A 24545-nucleotide genomic window follows, 5' to 3' on the forward strand; every position below is an offset into this window, starting at 1 on the left:
TAGGTAAATTTGATTATGCAGCAGATGTGGACAGACATTGACCAATATATCGATTCACATTTAATTCCCGAAGACCCGCGACTCGAATATGCATTAAAGAATACCGACGAACACGGCTTTTCAAATCATCTTGCAGTGGCTCCTAACCAAGGTATGTTCTTGCAGATGCTTATTCAAATGAATAAATGCAAACGAGTTTTAGAAATCGGAACCTTTGCTGCATATAGTACCATCTGGTTAGGCCGTGCCTTACCTGAAGATGGTTATTTACTCACAATAGAAGGCCGTGCTACTCATGCCGAAATGGCGCAGAAAAATATCGATCATGCCAATCTTCCTGTAAAAGTTGATCTTCGAGCTGGCCGTGCTGCAGATATCCTTTCTGCGATTGATCCTCAATCTATCGCGCCTTTTGATTTTATTTTCATTGATGCAGATAAACAGGGTTATCCTGAATATTTAGAATTGAGTCTGAAATTCTCAAGATCAGGTACTATTATCGTGCTCGACAATGTAATTCGTGCAGGTGATATTTTAAATCCTGAGAATAAAAAACCGAGTATTGAAGGCATCCGTGAAATGTTTAAAGCCTTAGAAAATCATCCAAAAATTCTGTCTTGTACAGCTCTGCAAACGGTTGGCTCAAAAGGTCATGATGGCTTCGCAATTGCAATTGTGAAATAATGGTTAAAAAATCATCTTTTTTATTTTATTATTTATAATCAATTAATTACTTTTATTACTGTTGCTTTTCCATATAGTTATCCACAAGATTTGCGGATAACTATATGCAAATCTCATTATTTAGCTACGAGTAACGGTACAGTCGCGTTTCGGAATATGGTTGTCGCAATACTTCCCAAGAAGAACTGGTGAATTTTGCTATGGCTAAATGCCCCTAACACAATGATCTGAATACCATGCTCTTGTTGGTACTCTAGAATATTTTGTGCAACATCGCCATAACGATAAACGGTGACTACATCTAGACCCGCTTGTTTAAGATAATGCTCTGGTTCATTTAATATTTCTGGATGATCCCCTACATACACCAAATGACATTGCAGTGTTCGCAATAAGTCACTTTGGGCAATACGGCGCATCATTTTTTGACAAGTTGGCGAATATTCATAAGCAAAGATAAATCGTGTTGGTACTTTAAAGTTTTCACCAATGGTCAACACAGTACAATTCGCACCACGAATGAAGTTTTCAACATTGCTACCGATTGGTTTATGTTTCTCGGCTGCTCTTTCCCCGACTCGACCTAAAATAACGATGTCATTTTCATGTAAGAGATTAAAACTTTGTTCTAAAAAATCGCCTTTTTCTTGAATTTTTGAGCTGGTAATTCCGTGTTTTTCTTGAATAAGATCAGAAATATGGCGGAGTAAATTATTACTATAATCTAACGCGAGTTCACTTTGTTTTTGCTCTAGCTCAGCTAACTCTTTTAGCAGCATTGCATTGCTTTCAAAGCCGATTACCCCACTAATTTCACCAAGATGATAACTGGCTGGGTAATAGTCCAGAATTTGTAATAATACAAGTTCCCGTCCGGTTGCTTTAGCAACCCATGCTGCTGCATCTGCAATAGCATTAATACACGGTGATGAGTCAATACACGCAATAACACGGTTCATGTTAGCCTCTCTTCTTCAGGTCTATTGCCTTGGAGATTATTATTAAAACTTAGCTTTAACTTAACATAGATAAAAATTGGTATGTTAAGGTTTATGTATAAAAATCAACTTTTTTGTTTAAAGATCAAACATTTTATTACATTCTTAAGACTGCATTATTCTCTTAAACGAATAAATTTTGCTGGATTTCCGCCCACAATATGGTACGGCTCAACATCTTTAGTCACCATACTATTCATCCCGACCACAGCATGTTTACCGATTTTAATACCGTCTTTGATCCCCACATGCGCACCCAACCAAACGTCCTGCTCAATTTCAATTCCTTTAGAAGTGACAGGCTGTTGGTAAAGCGGACGGTCTAACTGCATCCCGTGGTCAAATGCATATAAGTGACAATATGCTGCAATTCGGACTTGGTTATGCAACTTTATGCCCGCTCGCCCACCATCTAAAATACAATGATGGTTAATCGCGACTTCATTGCCGATTTCCAGCGGTCCATGCAATGTGCAATCAGCCGCAATAAAACTATTATCACCGATAATAATTTTGCGTCCCGGCTCAGCAAATATGTGTGCTAAGGGTGAAATAAAACAGTTTTCACCAATCTCAACGGTTTCCATATCCATTAAATAAGCTTGATATTCCTTTTGCCACTCTTCAGCCCAAGCACGGTTTTTAGGTTTTAGAGTCCAATATAACCACGGCATATAGTTTAAGCGGTGCTTATGTTGCTCACGATATTTCAATAAGGAATCAGTCATCAGTTAATTCCTCTTCAATTTTTAATTCTTCACGACCGCGTGTTACGTCTCTGAGTTTTAAGGCAAGCGGTTCAATTTGATGTATCTGTAGTCTCGCTTCGATATCTACACCTGTTGCCGTGTAGGTTTCCTGATATTCAATCTGTTGTTGAGTCAATTCATATTGAAATATCGCCCACTCATTAAAATGACAAGAAAAGTGAATCGTCTTCTTTGCAATCAGTTCAATACGTTCAGCCAATAATAAACATTGTCCAGCACAGCCACCGTATGCTCTAACAAGGCCACCCGTTCCCAGTTTTATACCGCCATACCAGCGGTTAACCATCACAATAATATTCGTCAGGTCATTCCCTTCAATAGTCGCCAAGATTGGACGGCCTGCTGTTCCTGACGGTTCACCATCATCGTTAAAGCGTACGTTATGCCCAATTTTCCAAGCCCAACATTGGTGAGTGGTCGAGATATCCTTGTTCAGTTCTAAAAATTCTTTAACCTGCTGTTCATTTTCTACTGGCGCAGCAATCGCCTGAAATCTACTTTTTTTAATTTCTTCTTCAAATGTAATCTGTGATGCAATCGTAAAAGCCATAAATAAGATAAAGCATAATAAAAATCAAATTATAACGTGAATTTAATAGAATCAAACCTATAAAAAAAGCCCCGAATCTCGGGGCTTTTTTATTATCTTTCTCGTAACGCTTCTTTGGCTTTATTAAATGGTTTAAGTAAGTAATCAAGTACTGTTTTTTGACCAGTACGGATATCTACTGTTGCCACCATACCCGGTGTAATACCAAACGCTTTACCTTCTTTATTGTAAAGCTTGTCGGAATCAGTGCGGATATAAACACGATAATAGAATTGGTCCTGTTTCACTTCATCACGAATTGTGTCGGGTGAAATAACCGCAACCTTACCTTTTAAACCACCATAAATTGAGTAATCATAGGCGGTAATCTTAACCAGTGCTTCTTGTCCTGGACGAATAAAGGCAATGTCGCGCGGTAAAATACGCGCTTCAATCAGTAGTTGTTCATCAATCGGTACAATCGTCATCAATTTACCGTTTTGTGGAACAACACCACCACGAGTAGTGACTGCAATTTCTTTGACGACACCACGTACCGGTGCTCTGAACACTGCACGGTCTAAACTGTCACTACGACCCAGTACAATTTGTTGTTGCGTTTCGCTATCCGTATTCGCTTTAGATAACTCTTCACGCGCTTTCACATAGTACTGGTTCTGCGCATCATTCATTTTGTTTTGCAAATCATTTGCTTCACGACGTAAACGTAAAACCTCGACCTCACTTGCTGCACCTTTAGCCACCAGCGGTTCTGTCATCGCCAGTTCTTGTTGCACAAGTTGCAACGCCTGTCTTAAACCTGCAAGCGTTTGTTCAAGATCAGCACGACGCGAGCGATATAATGCAGTTTCTTCTTGTACTAACTTTGGTTCTTTCATCACAATTTCAGGAAAAACCAAAGGTGTGCCGTTTACTTCCGCACGCAAACGCGCTGCTGTCGCTTGAGCAGAGATCAGTAAAGATTTTGATTCACCAACATTTGATGCAAAACGGGTTGGATCAAGCTGTGCAAGAATTTCGCCTTTTTGAACGATGTCACCTTCTTGTACATTCAGCTTGGTTAAAATACCGCCTTCTAAAGACTGGATGACCTGTTCTTTAGAAGATGGAATGACTTTACCTGTACCGGTAGAAACTTCTTCAAGTTTAAATACCCACGCCCAGATAAAGAAAATAACCAAGCCAATGCCCACAATCCAGATCACTAAACTGGCACGTGGTAAGGGTGGCTCACTATAAGAGACATTCATTGAACGGGTGAGTTGTTGTTCTTGTTGTGGTTCGCTCATGAATTACCCCCTTGGCTCACTTGTTTTTGTTGGGCTGTTGATTGATTAAGGACCTGATCTCTTGGACCGTCCATCACGATTTTGCCTTCGTTCACGACAATAATACGGTCCACCAGTTCTAAAACAGCACGGCGGTGGGTCGCAACGACCAAAGTACGATGTGCTAGCCAACCTTTTAAATGATCAATCAGTTGTTTCTCTGCCACGTCATCAATTGCTGCTGTCGGTTCGTCTAACAATAAAATGTTAGGTTGACGAATCAACAAACGAGCCAGTAACAATGCTTGTTTCTGACCACCAGAGAAACCAACACCACCTTCTAAAATCAGGTGATCTAGCCCTTCTTTTTTCTCTTGAACAAAAGGTAATGCACCCGTCACTACTAATGCACGAAGAATCTCTTCATCCGTTGCAAGCGGCGCGCCTAAAGTGAGGTTTTCACGAATCGTACCGTAGAAAAGATGCGCATTCTGGTTAAGTAAGCCCATATCACGACGTACATCAGACGGATCAATTAATGAAAGATCGAGACCATCTAAATGTACCGCGCCTTGAGTTGGAACTTGCATACCAGATAGAAGCTGGAGCAGTGTCGATTTACCTGCACCATTACGTCCCAATATGGCAATTTTTTCACCAGCACGAATTTTTAAATGACGGATTGCCAAACTTGGTTTCGGGTCTTCTTCTCCATATTGGAATAAGACATTTTTTAATTCGTAATCGCCATTTAAAACTGCTTTGTGTACCAGATGCGAACGGTCAGCCTGATCAATCGGGCGTTGCATGAGCTCATCAAGGCTTTGTTTGGCAACTTTTGCTTGCTGTAAACGACCTAAAACACCTGTAATCTGTGCAATCGGTGCCAACATACGTGAAGATAAAATTGAACAAGCCACTAACGCACCTGTGGTCATTTCACCGTCCATTACGGCAAAACATCCTACCAACACCACAATTGCATAGGTCAAACCTTGAAGCATTTGAGTCCATGCCATTAAGGTACCGACAATTTTACGCTGTCTCATCCCGATATCGGCTGAAACTTCGTTCATGTGGTTCCACTGGTTCTGAAAGCGAGACTCAGCACGTAATAGCTTAATGTCTTCAATGCCTTGCACCGCTTCAACAAGAATAGCGTTACGGATTGAAGACTCTCTCATGCCCTCTTGTGCGAGTTGCGCTAACTTCTTCTGTGCCAGAATACCCGGCAAAAGCATAAGTGGCACAACTAGCAGCATCACCCAAAACAGTTTCCCACCGATAATCGCAAAAATGATCAGGAACAGGAAAAAGAATGGGAAATCGGCAATTGCACTAATGGTGGTTGAAGTCACCAGTTCACGCACACCTTCGAGCTCACGAATTTGGGAAATAAAACTACCGGTAGACTTTGAACGGTCTTTATTTTTGATGCGTAAGGCATGACCAAATACACGGTCAGACACCCGCAAGTCAGCACGTTTACCAATAATATCGGATAAATATACCCGTGATATACGTAAGGTAAATTCAAAAAGTGCTGCAATCAGTACACCGCCTGCCAATACCCATAGGGTCGGGATAGACTGAGATGGAACAACACGGTCATACACTTGCATTGAGAAAATAATGGTTGCCAGTGCCAACACATTGGCAATCAGTGAGGCAAACATAATGTCAACGTAGCGTTTCCAGTCTCTTAAAACAATCGACCAGAACCAGCTTGCTTCGTATGGTTTGATATATTCGTCAATACGCGCATCGGGAATAGACGTTTCAGGACGTAGGATGTAGACATTCTTAATTGTTGTTTTTAAGACATCTAAGCTTAAATTTTGGGAAAGGCCGTGATCTCCACTAAACTGGATACTGACATTTCCTTGAGTATCGGCCTTATCAATTACACCAACTTGTCCGTCATTAAACTCGACCATGACCGGTAAACGCCATGGGTTAAGTAAATCTAATGAAAAAGGTACTTTACGTAAATTGAGTCCAACCTGACGGGTCATTAACTGCAAAACATCATCAAGGTTTTGATTTTGGTTCCAGTCAAGTTGTAAACGAATTCTTTCTTCTGAAGGCTCAATTCTATAATGTTTAGCAATCGTTAAGACCGCCTGTAACCAGGGCTGGTAGTTTATTTTTGTCATCATGGTTGTACTTCGAACCCCTGAATTGAAATATTATTTAAGTCATAAGCTTGGCGGGAACGTCCTGTTGCTGCAATGTACTGAACAATACTGCTGTAGATGTCATAACGTGCAGTTTCAAGTTCTGAATTGGCGCTATGAATGGCTTGTTCAGCATTCAATAAGTCAACCAATGAACGGGTACCGAGTTTGTACTGCTCTTGATAAAGTTCGCGTGTACGAACTGTCGTCGCTTGGCGGTTGGCTAAAACCTGCATTTGACGTTGTTTATTTTCAATTTGTTCACGGCTGGTTCTGATCTGATCGAGCACATCCAGATACACAGAGTTCACTTTAGATTTAGCGGCTTCTTCTGCATAACTTGCCATTTTTACCTGAGAGGAGACTGCCCCACCTTGATAAAACTGACTGGTGGCTTCAAGCATGATGGAACTATATAAACCGTCGTCTTCATCATTGTTTGGGTTTTTTCCATTAATGGCCTGACTCACCGAGCCTTTCACTGCCAAAGTTGGATAACGTGTTAAACGGGTCTGTTCCTTTTGAGCTTTAGCCACTTCAATGCCCGCTTGTGCAGCGATCATTTTTGGAATGGTATTAAACTCAGGTTCGCCATATAAATCAGATACTTTCACCAAATCATCTGAAATAATCCAACCTGTACGCGAAACATCAGCACCCAATAATGTTCTTAAATGTTGTTGGTACTGACGTAATAAAGATTGCTGTGCAATCAGACCAGATTGAGCAGCTTGTAAATAAGACTGAGCTTGGATCGGGTCAGCCTGACTACTAATACCAGCATTTGCACGTAAATTAGCGATTTCCTGAATTCGCTGAATACCCGCAATTTGCTGCTCGGCAATTTTATTTAATTGGAGATAGCGCTGAATATTGATAATCGACTGAGCCACATCAAGTGCAATATCATCAATACTGACCAACACATTCGCCTGTTCGACTTGGAGTTTGGCCTTCTCAACCGATACACCTGATTTGACTTTACCAAAATCATAAAGCATTTGAGTTGCGTTTAAAGTCAATAACTGCCGACCACGCTCGCCACTACTCAAGTCACCTGTGGTAATACCACCTGAAATTTGAGGATAATAACCTGCCTTCGCAACATCAATACCAGCGTTTTGGCCAGCTAAAGTTGAAATAGCTTGGGAAATATCAGGGTTACGCTGGATGGCGATTTTCACCGCTTCCTGCAGAGTCATTTTCCTTGATGGCAAATTTGAATAAGATGAAGCTGCTCTATCATTGAGTTGAACAGTCGGAAACTCCTGCACTCTAGAACGATCTAGCCTAAAATTACTCAACTCTTGCATCTTAGCGACTTTAAATTCATCACTACTTTTAGGGGCAAAAAGTTGTGATAAGTTGTCTTTTAATGTGTGATATTGCTCACTTGGTTTAGCGGCATATATCACCATAGGTACATGCAGTGAAGTTAAAAGCATCAACCCTTTCAGGAAAGCTGGCTTTTTACATGTCCTTTTTACTCTTCTCTGGTTATATCCAATCATGCTTGTCTTGTTGATCTTGTTTGTTATCGTTTAAAAGCTTTTACATTCTACATATTTTTTTGCATAAAGAAGCATAAATGCAGGAATAATTCACACATTATTTTTTCATCAAGTGAGCCGTGTAATTTATTGTTTTTTAATAATTAAATATAAAAAAGCTAAAAAGAAGCATTGACCTCTTTTTAGCCAAATAGATTAACTTTTTTATTTAAACTGTAAAATCGTCACCTAAGTAGACTTTACGTACCTGTTCGTTATCCAGAATTTCTTGTGGAGTGCCTTCTGCAATTACCGCACCTTCGCTCACAATATACGCGCGTTCACAGATCGCCAAAGTTTCACGTACGTTGTGGTCTGTGATAAGCACACCAATACCACGATCTTTTAAGGTCTGGATAATATCTTTAATATCACCCACCGAAATTGGATCGACACCGGCAAACGGTTCATCAAGTAACATAAACTTAGGATCAGCAGCCAATGCACGTGCAATTTCAGCACGGCGACGCTCACCACCAGACACACTCATTCCTAATGAATCTTTAATATGACTGATTTTAAAGTCATTCAATAATTCAGTAAGACGTTGTTGGCGCTGCTGCTTATTTAAGTCTTTGCGTGTTTCTAAAATAGACATAATATTTTCAGCAATTGTGAGCTTTCTAAAAATAGAAGCTTCTTGCGGAAGATATCCAATTCCCTTACGTGCCCGTTCATGCATTGCCAAATCGGACATATCAAGATCATCAAGGTGAATTTCACCTTTGTCCATACGCACTAGCCCAACAACCATATAGAAGCTTGTTGTTTTTCCTGCACCGTTAGGGCCAAGCAAACCAACAATCTGTCCACTTTGCATACTAAAAGATACGTCTTTGACGACCCAACGTTTACTATAGTTTTTTGCTAAGTGTTTAATACACAAAGTTTGGGGTTGAAGAGCTTGTTGCATTAGTCACGCGCTCCTGGGAAACTTTTTGAATTTGATGGCGGAATAATAATTTGAACGCGGTTTGATGATGAACCTTGAGCTTCAACATCACCTTTGTTCATACTATATTTTAATGAGTTACCACGGATGCTTGAACCATCTTGATATAGATATGCACCACCAGTCAAAGTAATAATGCCTGTATCTGCATTATAAACAATGGTTTGACCCTCGCCTCGTGCAACGCCTTTGTCAGCACTAATTTGCTGTTGGAATTTAGACGGTCTACCTTTGGCAGTAATCGTTTGAATTTCACGTTTAGAGTTTAGCGTAGCAACTATTGAGTCGGCTTGAAGCTTCATCGTACCTTGCTCAATCACAACATTACCCGTATAAGTCGTTAAACCCGTTTTCTCATTATAAGTTGCGCGGTCTGCCACTAACGAAATTTGTTGATTACGGTCAGACGGTAAAGCAAAAGTCGAAGCAGATGATAAAGCAACGAATGTAATTACCGCAGCTTGTTTTAGGAAAGCTGAAGAACGTTTTAAATTAAGACTTTGGTGCATACTTTCCTCGAATATTAAAAAATTCGTACTGACCATTATTCAAATTAGCTTTTAACCCTTTGCTGACAAACTCGGCTTGCGGAGATTGAACAACCACTTGGTGATCGGTTTCAATTTCTCTGGTTTTTGGATATCCAGTTAACTCATCAGTTTGGAATTCAATCTTCCCTTGTGGCGCCAGTTTAGTGGCGACCACATCACCCGATAAAATAACTTTACGGTTATCATCGTAGCCATTTGCTTGTTTTGCAAAGAACGTCGCATCAACTTTGCCATCTTTATACATCGAGGCATTAAGTTGATCCAACTTTGATGTTTTTTGTTGCATATCCTGTTCAAGCTGACGAACTTCAGCACGGATATACAAATTGCCCTGATCATCAGTTTGAGTCAAATGGACGCCCTGCGCTGAATATGTCATATTCTTCGCAGAACCAATGTCTAGTTTTTTTGCCTTGCCACTATAGTAGTAGTAACCACCACTTATAGCAGCAACCACTACAGCAACAATTGATAAAACTCTGGTATCCATGAGCAGGAATAGCCTACCTTTTTAAGTAATCTTATTATTAATGCGGTACTGCAAGATATTTTTCAAGAAGTTCTTGGTAAATGCCTTTTGCGATCAGCAACATATCACAGACTTCACGAACAGCACCACGCCCACCCATCGATTGCGTAACCAAATGCGCCCGGCGACGTACTTCTTCGTGACCATTTGGCACAGTAACACTCATACCTGCGATTGCAAAAGCAGATAAATCAGGCCAATCATCGCCCATATATAAGCAATCAGACGGCAAAATATTAAACTGCGCACATGCTTCACGAAGTGCTGAGCCTTTGTCTTCACGGCCTTGAAAAACGAGGTCCACACCTAAATCAGACATACGTTTTTCAACAATATTACTTTTTCGGCCAGTAATAATGATAACTTTCATGCCTGCTTGCTGCGCAAGCTTCATTCCTAAACCATCACGAATATCGAATGATTTAATTTCATCGCCACTATTGGTTAAGGTTACGAAGCCATCACTCAGAATACCATCAACATCCAGAACCAATGCCTGTAAATGACGTGCTTGTTCTAACAATGCATAAGATGCCATTGATTAATTTACCCCTGCCTGAATAAGGTCATGCATACTAATTACACCAATCACTTTGTTTTGGTCATCTACCACCACAAACTGACTAATTTTTTTCAGGTTCAGCTGTTGTAGAGCTTCTACCGCACGTGCTTCTTGAGAAATCGTTGATGGTTTTTTTGTCATCACTTCTGAAACAGGCAAATTCACATCAAAACCTTGCTGTTTATCAATTAAACGGCGCAAGTCACCATCGGTGAAAATACCAAGCAAATGTTCTTGTTCATCTACAATTGTCGTCAAGCCTAAACGTTTATTAGAAATTTCATAAAGCACTTGATTCATTGGTGTATCTGGTGAAACTTTTGGCAGTTCATCGCCTGTATGCATCAGATGTTTTACATGTAAAAGTAAGCGTTTACCCAACGCACCTGCTGGATGCGAACGAGCAAAATCATCTGCAGTAAAACCACGCGCTTCAAGTAAAGCAACAGCCAGTGCATCACCCAATACTAAAGTTGCTGTAGTACTCGACGTAGGTGCTAAACCTAATGGACATGCCTCGTCAGACTCGCCTAAAGTTAAAGCGATATCTGCGTTTTGCGGCATTGGGCCTTTATCATCACGGCTAATGGTAATAAGAGGAACGCCAAGATGTTTGATGAGTGGCATCAACATCATGATTTCATCACTTTTTCCAGAATTGGAAATCGCAATTAAAACATCACCACGAACCAGCATTCCCAAATCGCCATGTCCAGCTTCGCCCGGATGCATAAAGAAAGATGGTGTACCAGTTGAGGCAAAAGTTGCAGCCATTTTACGGCCAATATGCCCTGACTTACCCATGCCAGTGATCACAACACGACCTTTACACTGTAACAATATTTCACAAGCTCGGTTAAAACTGTCACCAATTTGTGTTGCTAACACGTCTAAGGCTTGTTGCTCAATACGCAATGTTGCTAATGCGCTGCTTTGGAAATCTGTAGGATTGGGCATACGAGTTTGACTCAAAATAATTGATCTGATCTCTTGTGAAGATCGGTGATTTTAATCAAAAGATTTGGGGGCATTCTAACATAACTCAATCATCTACACGTTTTTAAATGTATAAGATTTCACAAGCTTATAAAATTCTTGCATAAACCTTTGTGAAAAATGATGCATCAGTTATGATGTAACACTGTTTTTGTTGAGTGTTTGAAAACCCTTATGCAACCGTTTGTTTTATATAACTCTGAGCAACGAAAAAAAGTTGAATTTGTACCTCGCAAAGAAGGTCACATCGATATGTACGTCTGCGGTATGACCGTTTACGACTACTGTCATATCGGGCATGCTCGAGTTATGGTTGCATTTGACTACATTATTCGTTTCTTACGTAGTCAGGGCTGGAATGTTCGCTACATTCGCAACATTACCGACATTGACGACAAAATCATCAAACGTGCGAATGAGAATGGTGAAACAATCCAACAACTCACCACTCGTTTCATCGATGCAATGAATGAAGATGCAGCGAACCTAGGCTGTTTAGCTCCTGATGAAGCACCTAAAGCGACTGAATATATCGACCAGATGCAAAATATGATTGGCAATTTGGTGAATAAAGGCGCTGCTTACCCTGCTTCAAACGGCGATGTTTATTTTGAAGTGACCAAATTTGAAAAATATGGTCGCCTCTCTGGTCGTAAGCTTGATGATATGCAAGCTGGCGCAAGTGAGCGTGTTGATGTAGAAGTTGAAAAGAAACATCCTTTTGACTTTGTACTTTGGAAACATGCCAAAGAAAATGAACCATCTTGGGCGTCTCCTTGGGGTAATGGCCGTCCGGGTTGGCACATTGAATGTTCTGCAATGTCGACTTGCTGCTTAGGCAATCACTTTGATATTCATGGTGGTGGTTCAGATTTAATGTTCCCACACCATGAAAATGAAATTGCGCAAAGTGAAGCTTCGACTGGTGAGCAATATGTAAACTACTGGATGCATGTTGGCTTCATTAACGTTGACGGCGAAAAGATGTCTAAATCTTTAGGCAACTTCTTTACGATTCGTGACGTGATGGAGAAATTCCACCCTGAAGTGATCCGCTACTTTATTGTATCTTCACACTATCGTAGTCCTGTGAACTTCTCTGATGTAGCACTTAAAGAAGCGAAAACTTCTTTAACTCGCTTCTACCATTCATTTAAAGCTTACCAACAAGTGTATGGTCAAACGACAACTGAAACGCTTGATCAAAGCTTTATTGAACGCTTTAACAATGCAATGCGTGATGACTTCAACACAGCCGAAGCAATGGCTGTATTGTTTGAACTCAATAAAGAGTTAAATCGTGCTGTAAAAGAAGAGCAAGCTGACCAAGCGACTGTGCTTTATTCAACTTTACGTCACCTCACCAACATTTTAGGTTTAGTACAACACAATGTAGATGATTTCTTAAAATCAGATATTGGACAAGAAGCGCTTGCTTTGTCTGATGCTGAAATTGAAGATTTTATTCAACAACGTGTTGATGCGAAAAAAGCAAAAGACTTTGCTAAAGCAGACGGTATTCGTCAGTCTTTACTCGACCAAGGTGTGGTACTTGAAGACACTCGCCAAGGTACAGTTTGGCGTCGTGCTGATTAAACGTTCAATTAGATCACAAGAGTGTTGACACTTTAATGAAACACTCTATAATGTGCTCACATTGCGGGAATAGCTCAGTTGGTAGAGCATAACCTTGCCAAGGTTGGGGTCGCGAGTTCGAGTCTCGTTTCCCGCTCCAAGATTTTATGTATTAAAATCAATAGGCTGCATAACTTTAACTAGTTATGTGGCCTGTTTTTTATTGCCGATCGGTCAGCTTTGACTACTCAAAATAGTCAAAATTCGCATTAAAAAACGCTTTATATTTCCGTTGCGACACCAAAAAAGTGGATGTCTTTTAGGCATTCGCGAATTTTGGTGTCGCGGCGACACCACGAAATTTGGAGTGTTATTATGCAAAAGCCGGTTAAGCGCGGGGACGCGTGGCGCATTACTGTTCGTTACTTAGGCAAACGTTATACAGCTACTCGAGATACTGCGAGTGAGTGTGAACAATGGGCCGCTAAAAAATTATTAGAATTACAATCTCAACAGGCTAATCCTGAGCCTGAAAAAATCCATATCTCCTTCTACGCCCTTTTTGAACAGTACTATCAAGAAGAAGGCAGAAAAATGAAGAGTGCCCGCTTAATTGTTCAAATGCTTAAATGCCTAAAGAAAAACTGGGGAAAATTAGCAGATGAATCAATTCATGACCTAACACCAGCATTAGTTAAACAATGGCGTGATAAACGGTTAAAGCAAGTCAAAGGTGCAACAGTCATTCGTGAAATGGCTATGTATAGTTCAGTTTTTGACTTTGCCCGGAAAGAGCTATTTTTAACGAAAGAAAATCCATTCAAAGAAATATCAAAACCTACTGCTCCTCCTCCACGTAACCAAAGGATTTATCAGAACCATATAGATGCTGTTTTAGCTGGGCTCGATTATGAATGGGGAAAAGTGCCTGTTCAGCCAAGACACCGAGTTGCTTGGTCCTTTCTATTCGCACTTGAAACTGCAATGCGCAAAGGTGAAATACTCAGTGTAGAGAAATCATTAATCTTTCCTGATTTCATTCGCTTATTAGATACTAAGAATGGTACTTCTCGTGATGTACCTTTAACTACCAAAGCAAAAGAATTACTTTCTTGGTTACCAGACGATCTTGAAGATAACCGTATGGTTCCTCTTACATCTAATGCTTTTAGATTAATCTGGCAACGTAATTTACGCAGAGTTGGTTTAGATGGAGTTATTACGTTCCATGACACACGTCATGAAGCTATTACCCGTTTTGTTCATGACTATCGTTTACCAGTAGAGATTCTAGCGAAGATTACTGGCCATAAAACGATTAGTGTTTTGGTGAATACTTATTACAATCCTACTGCATCTGAAATTGCTAAGATGTTAAGTGCTGCGTAGAAAAAACAGCCCTCTACTGAGGGCTGTTTCTAAAGTGTTACGTTTACATTATTATTGATCATATGGGCTGTGTATTTTGAAAACAGAATCCGCACCAGATCTAGAACTTAAAACTATTTCTAAATCTATTTACTATTTGGTCCTCTTTTTCCAAAAGCTGGCTGAAGTTCATATGCTCTATTATCTTCAATCAATTGTAGAATTTCTCTTTTTACATCAAAAACTTCTATTTCAATTTGATATTTTCCTTTAAACCATTTATTTAATCTTAGAGCATAGGTTGATCTAGACGCATTAAACATATGGTTGTTTAGTCTTGTCCTTAAAAAGCCTATTGAAGAACCAACATATAAAACTTTCGATGGGCTATTTAATTTAGCACAGCAAAGTCCGTCACTAGCTTTTGATTTTTCATCATTTTTAAAGGCATTGAAATCTTTAAATGTCTGTTCTGGATTTCCATCAATCTCGCTAATTATATAAATTCCAGACTTAATATTTTTTATTTCTTTAAAATCATCTATATGTTTTTTTTCTAATAAATTATTTAAAATAATTTTATTTATAGGAACTGCATTTTTTGCTGTTTCACAATCGGCAATTAATTTATTTAAATAGCTATTTTCTTTCATTTAACTTTAAAATCCTAAAAAAACTAGTCTACAAAAAATCCTATAAATTTCAAATAAAAAGATATTAATAAACCAATGTACTCAATCCGTCTTATTAATGCGACTAATAAAACATCGTACAAAGGTAAACAAACAGTTCATGGGTTACGAGGAAGATTTTCTACTTCAGCTTATGAGTCTGAGTTGTGGCGGGACGATGCTATTGAAATGAGTCTGGCACATGCGGTGCGGGGTACAAAAGGTATTTATAACAAAGCTACTTATTTCAATTAGCGCCAGAAACTAATGCAATGGTACGCAAATAAAGTTGAGAAATGGTCTAAAGACTTTTTGATATAAATTGCCACTCACGATTTTTAATATTTTTTATTCCTCTTATTATTTTTCAGTTACTTAAATTAATATCGGGAAGTTGGCCAAATTCTGCAGAATGATTGGCCAACCTTGGAAAGATGAAATAAAATGCTAATTCATGACACACTATCCGACGATACTTACTCTATTAGCTATAATTAAACACTACACCGTTAGTCCTTTTAAAGAACTGGCATTTCACCCAAATAGTATTGTTCACCCAGTACTTCACTTGAAATACTCACAGGATAAAATCGATCTCTCTCAGATATTTCTGGAAAAACAAAAAAAATTGATGCCCCGTAACCTCGGCGTTCAAAAAACTGAAGCATAAGCAGAAAACCCCTAAATACATATTGAGGCATACCTCTAATACACCAATTATTACTATCAAGTTCTTCTTCTCTAAAAAATCTTTGTGCATGGTCCCTAGAGTAAAATAGAACAAATTCTTTACGATTAGTCAAATGATTATCAATTCCGTAATAGCTTCCACTAACACTCCCATTTCGTAATTCCATGATAGTCCAAAATGGTTCACCAATAGTTGTATCATCTGGCAAAGCTACTGATTTAATGCGCCCTGCTATTAACTCATTTAATTTAGGAAGCTCATCAATAGTTAGTAATATAACATCATTATCTTCAGCAATTTCCTTAGCTAGCTTCTGAAAGCCATATTTTGAAATCATTACTTTTCTTATATCACCAGCATTTATTAATTTTCCATAAAACTTGGCAACTAGACCATTATCAATTGGCCGCCCATGATCCTTACACTCAATTGCAACCTTATGAATTACCCCAGCTTTTTCAAATTGGTAAAAAACATCAACTTGATGTGATCGGCCCATCTTGTCAATAATTTGGACATCATGTCCTACCACAATTCCCTCATCCTTCATATTTAGAAGAAAGGAATACACTTCCTGAACATGTTTCTCTAATTTTTTCCAATTATTCATAATTTTTCAGATTAAATAGTAAGTTATATTCAATTTTATATTAAATTAATATATAAAGTTATTAATCGATAAGGCTAAACAATGAAATCTATACATTATCTAAACGTGTCTCCTCATGATTTAGACAAAGTTCAAAGTCTTTTACTTTTAAGAATTTCTGCTGGTAAAGCAAATACTACTATTGGCCCAGAAAAAGAGAGAGAAATAAAAGATCTGTTTTTTAAAATATTTGAAGAGAATAATGTGAAATATAATGGCGATAATTTTTCACTAGATAAGATTGGTTGTTCTCTCAATTTCAAAGAGAATATTATTGAAGTCACTTCTGATGACATGATTAAATTATAGATTTTTCGTTGGGTATTAAATAAAATATGGTGAATTTTTACCTAAAAGTAAATTCACCATATTAATATTACAAAAAACCTATCCAATCTCTTAATGAACTACAACAATACTCTATTAGCAATCCAGCCATAAAAGAATTGCTCTTGCGTTGGATTGCGCTCACAGATTTCGATGTAACGTTGGCCTTGCATGATATTGAGAACTCGCACAAGCACTTTCTCGCCGTCTTTCCCACGTTTGGCTAAATAGGTTTTTAGAGCATTTAGGGTAGCCGGACCATAAATTCCGTCCACTGATAAATCTGGCCAACCTGCTTTGCCCTGGTTATTCAGTAAATTTAAAGCACGCTGTAAAAGTGGTTTTGCAAAGCCGGTACCACAGTTCACGCCTGTATCTAATAACTCTTCAGCTACTGCTGAGCTAATAGTATTTACCTGATCGAATCGCGGAGCTGTCCAATACTGCTTTTTGTAAATCGCTTTGGCCACTTCAAGCGGTAAATCTTTCATATTGCCTTTAAATCCGTTTGCTCGAGCAACTGCTTCAGTAATACCGTATTTTGTTGCCCCTCCTCGATCTGCGGGATTATTCACATATCCGCCTTCACGTTTAATAAGATCTTCAAGATATTGTTCAATGTTCATTTTACTTTCCTATAGATGTAAAAAAGCCACCCGAAGGTGGCGCTGTTTTTTAAGTTGATTTATGCTTTTATAGAAGCAATTATTACATCCAACTTCCATATTAAGATTGGTATGGAAAACAAAAGAATAAATGCAACTATTGTTTGCCATAAGCCGTACTTTTCAATAGACACTTTCATAAGCTCCACTATTGGTTTAAAATGCTCCATATAGATATATCTTCTCCTTAATCTAGCTCAGGTTAAGTTGATAAAAAACCTCAGTGCGTCAACACTGGGGTTTTTGCTTTTTGATCATAGAAAACTTAGCGATGAGTTACCTCCGGCCTGATTTCCATGTAATAAAAAACCGCCCGAAGGCGGCGGTTGAGAAAAATTAGTTAATTCGCTTTTTTACAAAGCTACTCCGCAAATATCCTTAGTACCTGTTGGATAAGTTTGTGTAATTTTTGATTGATCCAGTAGGAACTCGACCGAAACATCTTTATTCGCATCAGCTGCTGCTAAATCATAAAAATTAGAGGTTAATGAAAAATATAGATTATCGAGTTTAGAAGGGAACGTTGCAAAATAACCTTTGTTAACCCCATTAAAAACTAAACCAACTTGATTAGAGTTCTGATTAATATAGATACCAATTTTTTGATAACCATCAGAAGTAGCTTCTGGAGCTAAGTTAAAGCCATTAGAAACTAACGCACTATCATTTGATGTAGTTTGAATATAAAAATTATTAGTTGTCGGCCCATGTTGGTAAGCAACTATAAAATTTACAGCCTTACCATTCTGCATAATGCCAGCCGCTAAAGCTGGGAAAATATTTACATAACCTATATTCCCTAATGTAGGAACTTTAATTTTATATTCAAATGCTATAATTCCAGAAGTTGGTATTACTTTATCCCCTCTTGTATATAGCATTGCAGATGAATCATTTGCTGCTAAAAATCGTGAAAGGTAATCTTGACTGAAAGCCATGTAAAAAGAACTTTGCTGAGATGTCTTATAAGAAAACTTATTTCCTGTAATAGTTGGGAACTTCTGAACAGAAGTATTACCTAAAGATTGTAACTGAGTTAATGTTGCATCAAAACTATATGTACATTCTGCAAAAGCACTATTTACACTACAGAAACCCACTATTGTTGCTAAAATTATCTTTTTCACGTCTTAATCCTATTTTTATTTTGAACATTAAGTATAAACAAGTCTTTAAATCATTTAATTAAATCCGACAGATGACAGAAATATATGTGAACTATTTAATAATACCGCCCTAAGGCGGTTAACTATTTTGAATATCATCTTTGGCTTTTTTAACTTCTTTGATTACTTCAACAATTGTTTTACCTTCTTGTTTGGCAATGAAGTTAAATATCCACCGGACTAAAGCCCAGCCGGGAATACCGCATATGAAGAAGAAGCCCCCTAAGGCAATCATTCCCCACACATCAGTAACCCATTCATGAAGGCCCCACTTCACGATAATGAATGATCCACCTGCTAAACTTGATACGACTGTACAAATGAGCCCAACGGCCCATTCTTGAGGTGAGCGCGGCATACGTGTCATCAATACTACTGCTGCAACTAACGCGACGGCTAAAGTCACCATAATTGCTGCACCATAAAATTTTAAAATTGCTGTTACACCACTAGTGGAAACTGGTTCCATTTATTTCTCCAGAAATAGAAAAACCGCTAGAAAGCGGTAGTTGTTCGTTGTCCAATCCATCATTGGGCCAATAATAAAAAAGCACCCCAAATGGGTGCTCTATGTTGTTTCAAAGTATTAAAGGGTTTGTAGGATTCTCCCTCCATTAATCAATTTGGTTGTAAGTGGCGCCACTCCTACAATTGCAGTACCACCTGCACCCGATTGCCCTTCTGTTGTTCCATGGTAATTCCAGTTCCAAGTACCATCATTAGTGGACTTGGTACCGCGCTGGCCCCATCCACCACCATCACCCGACAATGGAGATCCATAACGATCATTCTGAGTACGGTATCCTTTACCTGGTTTCTCAGCTTCAGCATCAGTGACTTTTACCACCATAAAACTGTCAATAAAGTACCACCGCCAGTCCTGAGTATCGTTGTAAATTGGCTGTCCCGTCATAACCCTACCAAACGGTGCCCCAGCTCCACCAGGAACACCTTGAACTCCATAACCCAATTCAGTGTAAATCCCACTTGGTGTAGCACCACCACCTGAACCCCCACGAGCCAGTGTTCCGCCATCGATAATCAGGTTCAATTTGCTGTGCCTGTTCATTAAACCCGGTGCGCCTTGGAATCCATCACGGCGCGTTCTGGTAAAGTTATAATTTGGATCACTGGTCCATGCACCAAATGCCAAATGTGGCAAACCACCATCACCACCACGCCCAACAACAGCCCCCTTAATCATAAGATTTACGGTAAGACCTGAAGGAAATTCTCCTGTATCGATCGCTGGTAATTCAGGAGCAGCAGGAACAATAAACTCTTTAGTTTCTGAGTTATTTGTATGCTTATAAACCATTCTGGTTTCCGTTCTAAGTGAACTCGAACTGGATACTAAAGCACCCGCCTCAACCACGAAACTAATTTCACCTGTAGTTGGCAAGTCGCCTCTTTGCATCTGATATAGACGTGCAAGATTAATATCTAACTGGTCATATCGAATGTAAATTGGTGAATCATCAACTGGCACGTCAATAAAGTCTTTATCGTTGAGGTAATACCGCACATCGTAATTGACTGCAGTAATCGTATTTGAGAATTGGTCAACAGGATCTTTCTTTGCCACCAGATAAGGTAAAGAGTCCTTAGTATCATCATTAACAACCGTATAGATCGTATTAATGAAATCATCTGCACTCAATTTAAGAGCACTGTTTGGCAACCGCCCTAAAACTACTTTGTTCTTGGCAGATCCAGCAGTAACAGGAATTAGATCAACGGTACCATCTCCCATTTGCAAGTAAATGACATAACTCTTGCCAGCTATGAAATCAACATCATGGCTTAGAGTGAGAATTAAGCCTTCTTGCTTTACCACTTCCCCACTTTGATGGATGCCATTGCGGTAATCCGCTACGGCAATACGGTCGCGTAAAACCAGTAATTCTGATTCTGGTGCTGCATCAAAGGTGATAGATTTACGCTGAAAGCGAAGCTTATTCCAAAGCCGGTACGCATTAAAGTGAGCTTGCCACTTGTTACGAACACCTACCGATTTCACCTCTTTTGGGTTCTTGGCTCCTTTATCCGGCAAGTAGATATTGATACGGCTATCATCAGTTGGATCCGTGTATTCATAGATCAACCCATCATAATCATTCATTAAGCCAAAGGTCAGATCATGCTTATAATGATCCGGAATGATATTCCTAAAGTTAAACAGTAAGACCGAGTTATCTGTTGGTCGCTCAAAGTAGATTTTAAGCTTATTGTTTTGCCGATATGCTGTACAAAAGACCGCATCACAAAGATTGGTAACCAACTCCTCAAACGAAAGATTTGTATCATCAATCGTTGTACAGAACTCAGCAGCTAATGGTGTACCAAAATAATCAACAATATCGTTATAAGTACGATAGATATTTTCTATATCAATCTCTTCAATCGTACGGCGGCCAATCTTGTCATCCAGTGCCATTGAGACCAATGCATCAGCAAAGCTTGATGTTGGAAAAAGCTCTGTTGTCATTGCTCCATTTTTATAGGTTAGTAACATCCGCTGAAGATCAAAATTAATCTTGCGGGACTTAACGGATAAAGCTCCAGTCGTTGCATAGGTACGTGCACGGAAAACCGTTTCATGCTCATACGTTGTGCTTTGCAATGGATATGCACCGTATAGTGCTTGCCATTTCACATCATCAACAACAGTTGTAACTCCAGGAGTTGGAGTTAAACGGCGAGCACGTACACTGCAGCGGCCCTGAAATGTGACCATATCCAGCGTTGCCCCAACCGTTTGCCGTGACTTTGCTGAACCTTTCAGAATGATCTGTTTCAGCATTGGATTACCAATTGCTGCACCCGATTCATTCACCGGTGTAACCTCAACTTCAAGCGTAACGTTTACCGCTGCCTGATTGCCGCCTGCTGACACTGTATAGAGTCCATTACTGGCAACAAAGTTAAAAATGACACGACTACGCTCAGTGTTGTCCAAGATAAATGGACCAATCCACTTTTCACCAATGGATGAAAGCTTTGGAGATAAAGCTCCAGTTTGCTGGTTAGTGAGTTCTTTTAGCTTTAACCAGTTTGGATTAACTGCTGCTGGGTTAGACAATGCCATCCGTTCATCTGCAACGGATAAGACGCTATAAGTACCGTTTAAATCGTATGTTTGCCCGTTATACGTAAAAGAAGCGTTGGTGATTTCAACGCGGTCATTACTAACAAACTTTGTCGTTAAATCAGTATTGTTTGCAGCTGCTCGTAGGATCTCGTTTGGATAAGCAAAGAGAAGATAATTAGTGCCTTCCAGACTTTGAGTATCTGCTGGACGCAAGATCTGGCCATTCACTGAGTTTTGATGCTGAACAGTTAAAGGCGGTGTTGTAATTTCGGTACCGAGAGAAAAATAAGGTTGTCCAGAAACAATATCGACACCTGGTCGGAAAACTTCTACTGATGCCCCAGCAATATCAACAATATTGGTTTCACCATCGTACGCGCCATTAATTTGATAGTGGCCACGACCAATACAACCAATAATATGCTCAACCTCAACATTGTTTTCATAAACCTTGTAAGGCACAGCAATCAGATCAGGTGTATTCCATCCAGCACCATAGTTATCTGTAATACGACCATTTACCCTCATCTTATTTTCACGATTTGAAAGTTCGTTATTTGCAGATGAGGATTGGTTGTTATTCTGATTGGTTTGAGCAATCGATGGTGCGGGCATTAAAAAAGCAACGGCCACACTTAAAACAATAGATACGATTGCCGCAATGAGCGCTGGCATACCTTTCGGGTTTTCAATCACAATGAAAGTACCAGGTAAGAAATCGAGCTGTTTTAAGTCATGGGCATTCTTAGGTGTAACTTCATTGGCAAATGAAATTTCCGCATGATCCATATTGCTTGATGTATGAAAAATACGGACATGTTCAGGCATAGATTCATATTTGGAAGTTAGCCATTGTCCTATTGTGTGAGCATATTCAATTGTCTTCTCTTCAGACAAAGGATCTTGTTTATAAATAATCTTAATCATAGTAACTGACCCGATTAAACCCCATTGCTTTGATGACGTCTTCAGCTAAATAAGTAACCCCACCTTCCATTAAATGCAGTACGCGCCCTAAACGAAAAAGCCCCACATGCGGGGGCTTATTTCTTTGTCTAGGATGGAAGGCGACTATGCAGCCCTCCTTCGGCATGGGCAGCGGATTTAAGAGTTTTAATCTTGATGGTAGGAAAGTAATTTTGCCTTTAGGTTGCATGAATAAATCCAAAGCTTCACGCCGATCTATTCCATATAAATCTAAAGCAGCTTCATGGGCAAAATGAACACAGTTGTACTGCTCTTCATCGTATTGCTTATCAAGCAAATGATCATGACTTTTCATACAGCCCCCTTCAGACCACTAAAGCGATCCAATGCAAAAATATCTCCAGTCTTCGCGGTATTTAATCGTGGTGATTCAGCCTTGAATGTCACAGCTTTATGATTCATTGATACACCTGAAAGCTGCAGTCCTAACAAATAGTGGATTGGTGTATTCAAGTTATCTGAACTATAAAGGCGATAATTTACGGTGGGCTTAACGTCTGAATACTGTCCTTCAATTACCCTTTCAAACTCATCCGGCAGCACATCACCAAGTCCAGAAATTGAAACTGTTAAGGTCTGGTCCAGATCCCCCAGCATTCCAGATCTTTGAATTGACATGGGTAGGTATTCATAAAAGACCTGACCTGCTCCATCTTTATGCTGGACATAGACACCCCGATCATCGTTACGGACAACCCGATAAGTTTTTAGAAAAGATGGATGTGATAACTCAATACACTCCAGTTGATAGATATCGACTTTACGATTGAGAAAGAACTTGGCGTATTCGTTATCCATTAGACCTCCCAATCTTTGATCAATGCTGCATCAGCAGTAAGGTTCGGCTGGTTCTGTACAACTTCGAGCTGAGCATTTACCCGGTATAGATTTCCATTCACCTCATTGGTCTTGAACGAGTTCGGAATGAAATTGCATTGGTATTGCTGACGTGTTCCTTGGTCTATGACCAGATCCGCATAAAACGAGGCTGGCTTGTTTTGGTAAACACGCCAGAAGGCCATCATTTTATTGAAATCGGTTTTACTTAAATTCCAGTTCACATCGACAATATGGCTATTACGTTTTACATCGATGTAATAGCGTCCTCGCCCTCCATCCATCTGCTGACGTTTTACATCATCACCTGGTGTTACGCCATAGCCATTTGTTTGAGGATTTAGCTTTAACTTGTACATAACTTTCCTTCAGGTAATAAAAAAGCGCCCAAAGGCGCTTCTCAAGAATTAAAACTAGAAATTCAATTCATTCAATATAAAACTCGAAGGGTAATATCACATCAAAAGAATAATATTTACCATTCAACTGATAAGGTTTTATTTTAGCTCCCTTAACTGCAGATATGACTTGCTCATCAAGTTTTAATAAACCAGAGCTTTGTTTTACATTAACATCGGTAATAATTCCTTGCTTATTAGCCACCACACTCAATGATAATCTTCTGTTCTTTCCTTCCAAGTCAGTTTGTGAAATATGAATACGAGGCATTCTTTCCCACTTTACTTTATCTATCCCCACTACATTTGACTCATTCAATGAATGACTTTCTACCAACAAAACTTCATCGTGAGCCCCATGATTTTTTCTCTGCTCACCATTACCAACAATAGGTTCAAAACTATAAACATTGCTCGCAAGAACCATGCCCACACATCCAATTATAGTTATTACAAATTTAGTATTCATATTGCTTGTTCCAGCTTTTATTTAGCTCTAAAAATAAAGAGGCTTATTAGTGAAGATTCATCTA

General features: G+C 39.3%; 25 protein-coding genes and 1 tRNA gene. 5 read left to right on the plus strand and 21 right to left on the minus strand.

Translation table 11 applies throughout. The features are described 5' to 3' along the window. The first annotated feature begins 15 nt into the window (after positions 1-15). Positions 16-684: an O-methyltransferase gene (locus tag ACTJJH_RS15455; RefSeq protein ID WP_238517746.1), complete on the plus strand. Its 669-nt coding sequence runs from the start codon at positions 16-18 to the stop codon at positions 682-684. A gap of 116 nt (positions 685-800) precedes the next feature. On the opposite strand, the gene ACTJJH_RS15460 is transcribed toward ACTJJH_RS15455, so the two are convergent. The 11 genes from ACTJJH_RS15460 to ACTJJH_RS15510 form a co-directional block, all read right to left on the minus strand. Continuing rightward, positions 801-1643 (minus strand): universal stress protein, encoded by an 843-nt coding sequence (locus tag ACTJJH_RS15460; protein ID WP_002115820.1) that lies wholly within the window; start codon positions 1641-1643, stop codon positions 801-803. A gap of 155 nt (positions 1644-1798) precedes the next feature. Further along, complete coding sequence (locus ACTJJH_RS15465; protein ID WP_233731917.1) at positions 1799-2410, minus strand: acyltransferase; 612 nt, start codon at positions 2408-2410, stop codon at positions 1799-1801. After that, positions 2403-3002 carry an IMPACT family protein gene (locus ACTJJH_RS15470; protein ID WP_373883192.1) on the minus strand — a complete coding sequence of 200 codons (600 nt, stop codon included), beginning with the start codon at positions 3000-3002 and terminating at the stop codon, positions 2403-2405. Before ACTJJH_RS15470 ends, ACTJJH_RS15465 begins: the two co-directional genes overlap by 8 nt. Before the next feature lie 92 nt (positions 3003-3094). Then, a complete protein-coding gene (locus ACTJJH_RS15475; RefSeq protein WP_262447727.1) occupies positions 3095-4291 on the minus strand; it encodes an HlyD family efflux transporter periplasmic adaptor subunit in 1197 nt (398 codons plus the stop codon). Next, positions 4288-6429, minus strand: a complete 2142-nt coding sequence (locus ACTJJH_RS15480; protein WP_032070621.1) for a type I secretion system permease/ATPase — start codon at positions 6427-6429, stop codon at positions 4288-4290. Before ACTJJH_RS15480 ends, ACTJJH_RS15475 begins: the two co-directional genes overlap by 4 nt. Next, positions 6426-7892, minus strand: coding sequence for a TolC family protein (locus tag ACTJJH_RS15485; RefSeq protein WP_017481420.1), 1467 nt, complete (start codon positions 7890-7892; stop codon positions 6426-6428). The genes ACTJJH_RS15480 and ACTJJH_RS15485 overlap by 4 nt, the downstream gene beginning before the upstream one ends. A 274-nt stretch (positions 7893-8166) precedes the next feature. Next, positions 8167-8910 carry an LPS export ABC transporter ATP-binding protein gene (gene lptB / locus ACTJJH_RS15490; protein ID WP_002122331.1) on the minus strand — a complete coding sequence of 248 codons (744 nt, stop codon included), beginning with the start codon at positions 8908-8910 and terminating at the stop codon, positions 8167-8169. Beyond that, positions 8910-9458, minus strand: a complete 549-nt coding sequence (gene lptA / locus ACTJJH_RS15495) for a lipopolysaccharide transport periplasmic protein LptA (protein WP_440601386.1) — start codon at positions 9456-9458, stop codon at positions 8910-8912. The genes lptB and lptA overlap by 1 nt, the downstream gene beginning before the upstream one ends. Further along, positions 9442-9990 (minus strand): LPS export ABC transporter periplasmic protein LptC, encoded by a 549-nt coding sequence (lptC, locus tag ACTJJH_RS15500; RefSeq protein ID WP_005070181.1) that lies wholly within the window; start codon positions 9988-9990, stop codon positions 9442-9444. Before lptC ends, lptA begins: the two co-directional genes overlap by 17 nt. A 37-nt stretch (positions 9991-10027) precedes the next feature. Next, on the minus strand, positions 10028-10567 hold the full coding sequence (locus ACTJJH_RS15505; RefSeq protein WP_002122322.1) for a KdsC family phosphatase: 540 nt from the start codon (positions 10565-10567) through the stop codon (positions 10028-10030). A gap of 3 nt (positions 10568-10570) precedes the next feature. Further along, on the minus strand, positions 10571-11548 hold the full coding sequence (locus ACTJJH_RS15510) for a KpsF/GutQ family sugar-phosphate isomerase (protein WP_002122342.1): 978 nt from the start codon (positions 11546-11548) through the stop codon (positions 10571-10573). 213 nt (positions 11549-11761) lie between these two features. Here ACTJJH_RS15510 and cysS point away from each other — a divergent pair, with 213 nt between their 5' ends. The 3 genes from cysS (at position 11762) to ACTJJH_RS15525 (ending at position 14551) form a co-directional block, all read left to right on the plus strand. Then, complete coding sequence (gene cysS / locus ACTJJH_RS15515) at positions 11762-13183, plus strand: cysteine--tRNA ligase (protein WP_440601387.1); 1422 nt, start codon at positions 11762-11764, stop codon at positions 13181-13183. Between the two features lie 63 nt (positions 13184-13246). Then, positions 13247-13322: transfer RNA gene (locus tag ACTJJH_RS15520), tRNA-Gly, on the plus strand. Positions 13323-13537: 215 nt separating this feature from the next. Next, positions 13538-14551 (plus strand): tyrosine-type recombinase/integrase, encoded by a 1014-nt coding sequence (locus tag ACTJJH_RS15525; protein ID WP_347750573.1) that lies wholly within the window; start codon positions 13538-13540, stop codon positions 14549-14551. Between the two features lie 125 nt (positions 14552-14676). Here ACTJJH_RS15525 and ACTJJH_RS15530 read toward each other — a convergent pair whose 3' ends face one another. Together ACTJJH_RS15530 and ACTJJH_RS15535 are read right to left on the minus strand one after the other, a co-directional pair. Continuing rightward, positions 14677-15183, minus strand: a complete 507-nt coding sequence (locus ACTJJH_RS15530) for a hypothetical protein (RefSeq protein WP_440601388.1) — start codon at positions 15181-15183, stop codon at positions 14677-14679. Between the two features lie 536 nt (positions 15184-15719). Next, entirely contained in the window at positions 15720-16502 is a 783-nt protein-coding gene (locus ACTJJH_RS15535) for a restriction endonuclease (protein ID WP_440601389.1), read from the minus strand. Between the two features lie 81 nt (positions 16503-16583). Here ACTJJH_RS15535 and ACTJJH_RS15540 point away from each other — a divergent pair, with 81 nt between their 5' ends. Continuing rightward, complete coding sequence (locus ACTJJH_RS15540) at positions 16584-16850, plus strand: hypothetical protein (RefSeq protein WP_440601390.1); 267 nt, start codon at positions 16584-16586, stop codon at positions 16848-16850. Between the two features lie 98 nt (positions 16851-16948). On the opposite strand, the gene ACTJJH_RS15545 is transcribed toward ACTJJH_RS15540, so the two are convergent. The 8 genes from ACTJJH_RS15545 to ACTJJH_RS15580 form a co-directional block, all read right to left on the minus strand. Beyond that, positions 16949-17494 (minus strand): glycoside hydrolase family 108 protein, encoded by a 546-nt coding sequence (locus ACTJJH_RS15545; protein ID WP_440601391.1) that lies wholly within the window; start codon positions 17492-17494, stop codon positions 16949-16951. 392 nt (positions 17495-17886) lie between these two features. Continuing rightward, positions 17887-18660, minus strand: a complete 774-nt coding sequence (locus tag ACTJJH_RS15550) for a DUF4882 family protein (protein ID WP_440601392.1) — start codon at positions 18658-18660, stop codon at positions 17887-17889. Positions 18661-18778: 118 nt separating this feature from the next. Continuing rightward, the gene (locus tag ACTJJH_RS15555; RefSeq protein ID WP_057069867.1) at positions 18779-19168 is read right to left on the minus strand and encodes a hypothetical protein; all 390 of its coding nucleotides are present in this window, start codon (positions 19166-19168) and stop codon (positions 18779-18781) included. 117 nt (positions 19169-19285) lie between these two features. Beyond that, a complete protein-coding gene (locus tag ACTJJH_RS15560) occupies positions 19286-22717 on the minus strand; it encodes a host specificity factor TipJ family phage tail protein (protein WP_440601393.1) in 3432 nt (1143 codons plus the stop codon). Further along, positions 22710-23072 carry a hypothetical protein gene (locus ACTJJH_RS15565; RefSeq protein WP_240283041.1) on the minus strand — a complete coding sequence of 121 codons (363 nt, stop codon included), beginning with the start codon at positions 23070-23072 and terminating at the stop codon, positions 22710-22712. The genes ACTJJH_RS15560 and ACTJJH_RS15565 overlap by 8 nt, the downstream gene beginning before the upstream one ends. Continuing rightward, complete coding sequence (locus ACTJJH_RS15570; RefSeq protein ID WP_057069587.1) at positions 23069-23575, minus strand: DUF1833 family protein; 507 nt, start codon at positions 23573-23575, stop codon at positions 23069-23071. Before ACTJJH_RS15570 ends, ACTJJH_RS15565 begins: the two co-directional genes overlap by 4 nt. Beyond that, on the minus strand, positions 23575-23973 hold the full coding sequence (locus tag ACTJJH_RS15575) for a hypothetical protein (protein ID WP_440601394.1): 399 nt from the start codon (positions 23971-23973) through the stop codon (positions 23575-23577). The genes ACTJJH_RS15570 and ACTJJH_RS15575 overlap by 1 nt, the downstream gene beginning before the upstream one ends. A 67-nt stretch (positions 23974-24040) precedes the next feature. Continuing rightward, a complete protein-coding gene (locus ACTJJH_RS15580; RefSeq protein ID WP_440601395.1) occupies positions 24041-24481 on the minus strand; it encodes a TonB family protein in 441 nt (146 codons plus the stop codon). Positions 24482-24545 lie beyond the last annotated feature (64 nt).

The organism is Acinetobacter sp. 22301 (genome assembly GCF_052045285.1).
Classification (GTDB): Bacteria; Pseudomonadota; Gammaproteobacteria; order Pseudomonadales; family Moraxellaceae; genus Acinetobacter; species Acinetobacter pittii.

What these genes read in the sequence shown, in the direction of transcription:
- ACTJJH_RS15565 (WP_240283041.1), bottom strand. Translation starts at nt 23,072, where the DNA reads ATGAAAAGTCATGATCATTTGCTTGATAAGCAATACGATGAAGAGCAG.
- ACTJJH_RS15470 (WP_373883192.1), bottom strand. Translation starts at nt 3,002, where the DNA reads ATGGCTTTTACGATTGCATCACAGATTACATTTGAAGAAGAAATTAAA.
- ACTJJH_RS15475 (WP_262447727.1), bottom strand. Translation starts at nt 4,291, where the DNA reads ATGAGCGAACCACAACAAGAACAACAACTCACCCGTTCAATGAATGTC.
- lptA (WP_440601386.1), bottom strand. Translation starts at nt 9,458, where the DNA reads ATGCACCAAAGTCTTAATTTAAAACGTTCTTCAGCTTTCCTAAAACAA.
- ACTJJH_RS15555 (WP_057069867.1), bottom strand. Translation starts at nt 19,168, where the DNA reads ATGGAACCAGTTTCCACTAGTGGTGTAACAGCAATTTTAAAATTTTAT.
- ACTJJH_RS15460 (WP_002115820.1), bottom strand. Translation starts at nt 1,643, where the DNA reads ATGAACCGTGTTATTGCGTGTATTGACTCATCACCGTGTATTAATGCT.
- ACTJJH_RS15505 (WP_002122322.1), bottom strand. Translation starts at nt 10,567, where the DNA reads ATGGCATCTTATGCATTGTTAGAACAAGCACGTCATTTACAGGCATTG.
- ACTJJH_RS15570 (WP_057069587.1), bottom strand. Translation starts at nt 23,575, where the DNA reads ATGGATAACGAATACGCCAAGTTCTTTCTCAATCGTAAAGTCGATATC.
- ACTJJH_RS15560 (WP_440601393.1), bottom strand. Translation starts at nt 22,717, where the DNA reads ATGATTAAGATTATTTATAAACAAGATCCTTTGTCTGAAGAGAAGACA.
- cysS (WP_440601387.1), top strand. Translation starts at nt 11,762, where the DNA reads ATGCAACCGTTTGTTTTATATAACTCTGAGCAACGAAAAAAAGTTGAA.
- lptB (WP_002122331.1), bottom strand. Translation starts at nt 8,910, where the DNA reads ATGCAACAAGCTCTTCAACCCCAAACTTTGTGTATTAAACACTTAGCA.
- ACTJJH_RS15525 (WP_347750573.1), top strand. Translation starts at nt 13,538, where the DNA reads ATGCAAAAGCCGGTTAAGCGCGGGGACGCGTGGCGCATTACTGTTCGT.
- ACTJJH_RS15465 (WP_233731917.1), bottom strand. Translation starts at nt 2,410, where the DNA reads ATGACTGATTCCTTATTGAAATATCGTGAGCAACATAAGCACCGCTTA.
- ACTJJH_RS15485 (WP_017481420.1), bottom strand. Translation starts at nt 7,892, where the DNA reads ATGCTTTTAACTTCACTGCATGTACCTATGGTGATATATGCCGCTAAA.
- ACTJJH_RS15540 (WP_440601390.1), top strand. Translation starts at nt 16,584, where the DNA reads ATGAAATCTATACATTATCTAAACGTGTCTCCTCATGATTTAGACAAA.
- ACTJJH_RS15535 (WP_440601389.1), bottom strand. Translation starts at nt 16,502, where the DNA reads ATGAATAATTGGAAAAAATTAGAGAAACATGTTCAGGAAGTGTATTCC.
- ACTJJH_RS15575 (WP_440601394.1), bottom strand. Translation starts at nt 23,973, where the DNA reads ATGTACAAGTTAAAGCTAAATCCTCAAACAAATGGCTATGGCGTAACA.
- ACTJJH_RS15530 (WP_440601388.1), bottom strand. Translation starts at nt 15,183, where the DNA reads ATGAAAGAAAATAGCTATTTAAATAAATTAATTGCCGATTGTGAAACA.
- ACTJJH_RS15580 (WP_440601395.1), bottom strand. Translation starts at nt 24,481, where the DNA reads ATGAATACTAAATTTGTAATAACTATAATTGGATGTGTGGGCATGGTT.
- ACTJJH_RS15510 (WP_002122342.1), bottom strand. Translation starts at nt 11,548, where the DNA reads ATGCCCAATCCTACAGATTTCCAAAGCAGCGCATTAGCAACATTGCGT.
- ACTJJH_RS15545 (WP_440601391.1), bottom strand. Translation starts at nt 17,494, where the DNA reads ATGAACATTGAACAATATCTTGAAGATCTTATTAAACGTGAAGGCGGA.
- ACTJJH_RS15455 (WP_238517746.1), top strand. Translation starts at nt 16, where the DNA reads ATGCAGCAGATGTGGACAGACATTGACCAATATATCGATTCACATTTA.
- lptC (WP_005070181.1), bottom strand. Translation starts at nt 9,990, where the DNA reads ATGGATACCAGAGTTTTATCAATTGTTGCTGTAGTGGTTGCTGCTATA.
- ACTJJH_RS15480 (WP_032070621.1), bottom strand. Translation starts at nt 6,429, where the DNA reads ATGATGACAAAAATAAACTACCAGCCCTGGTTACAGGCGGTCTTAACG.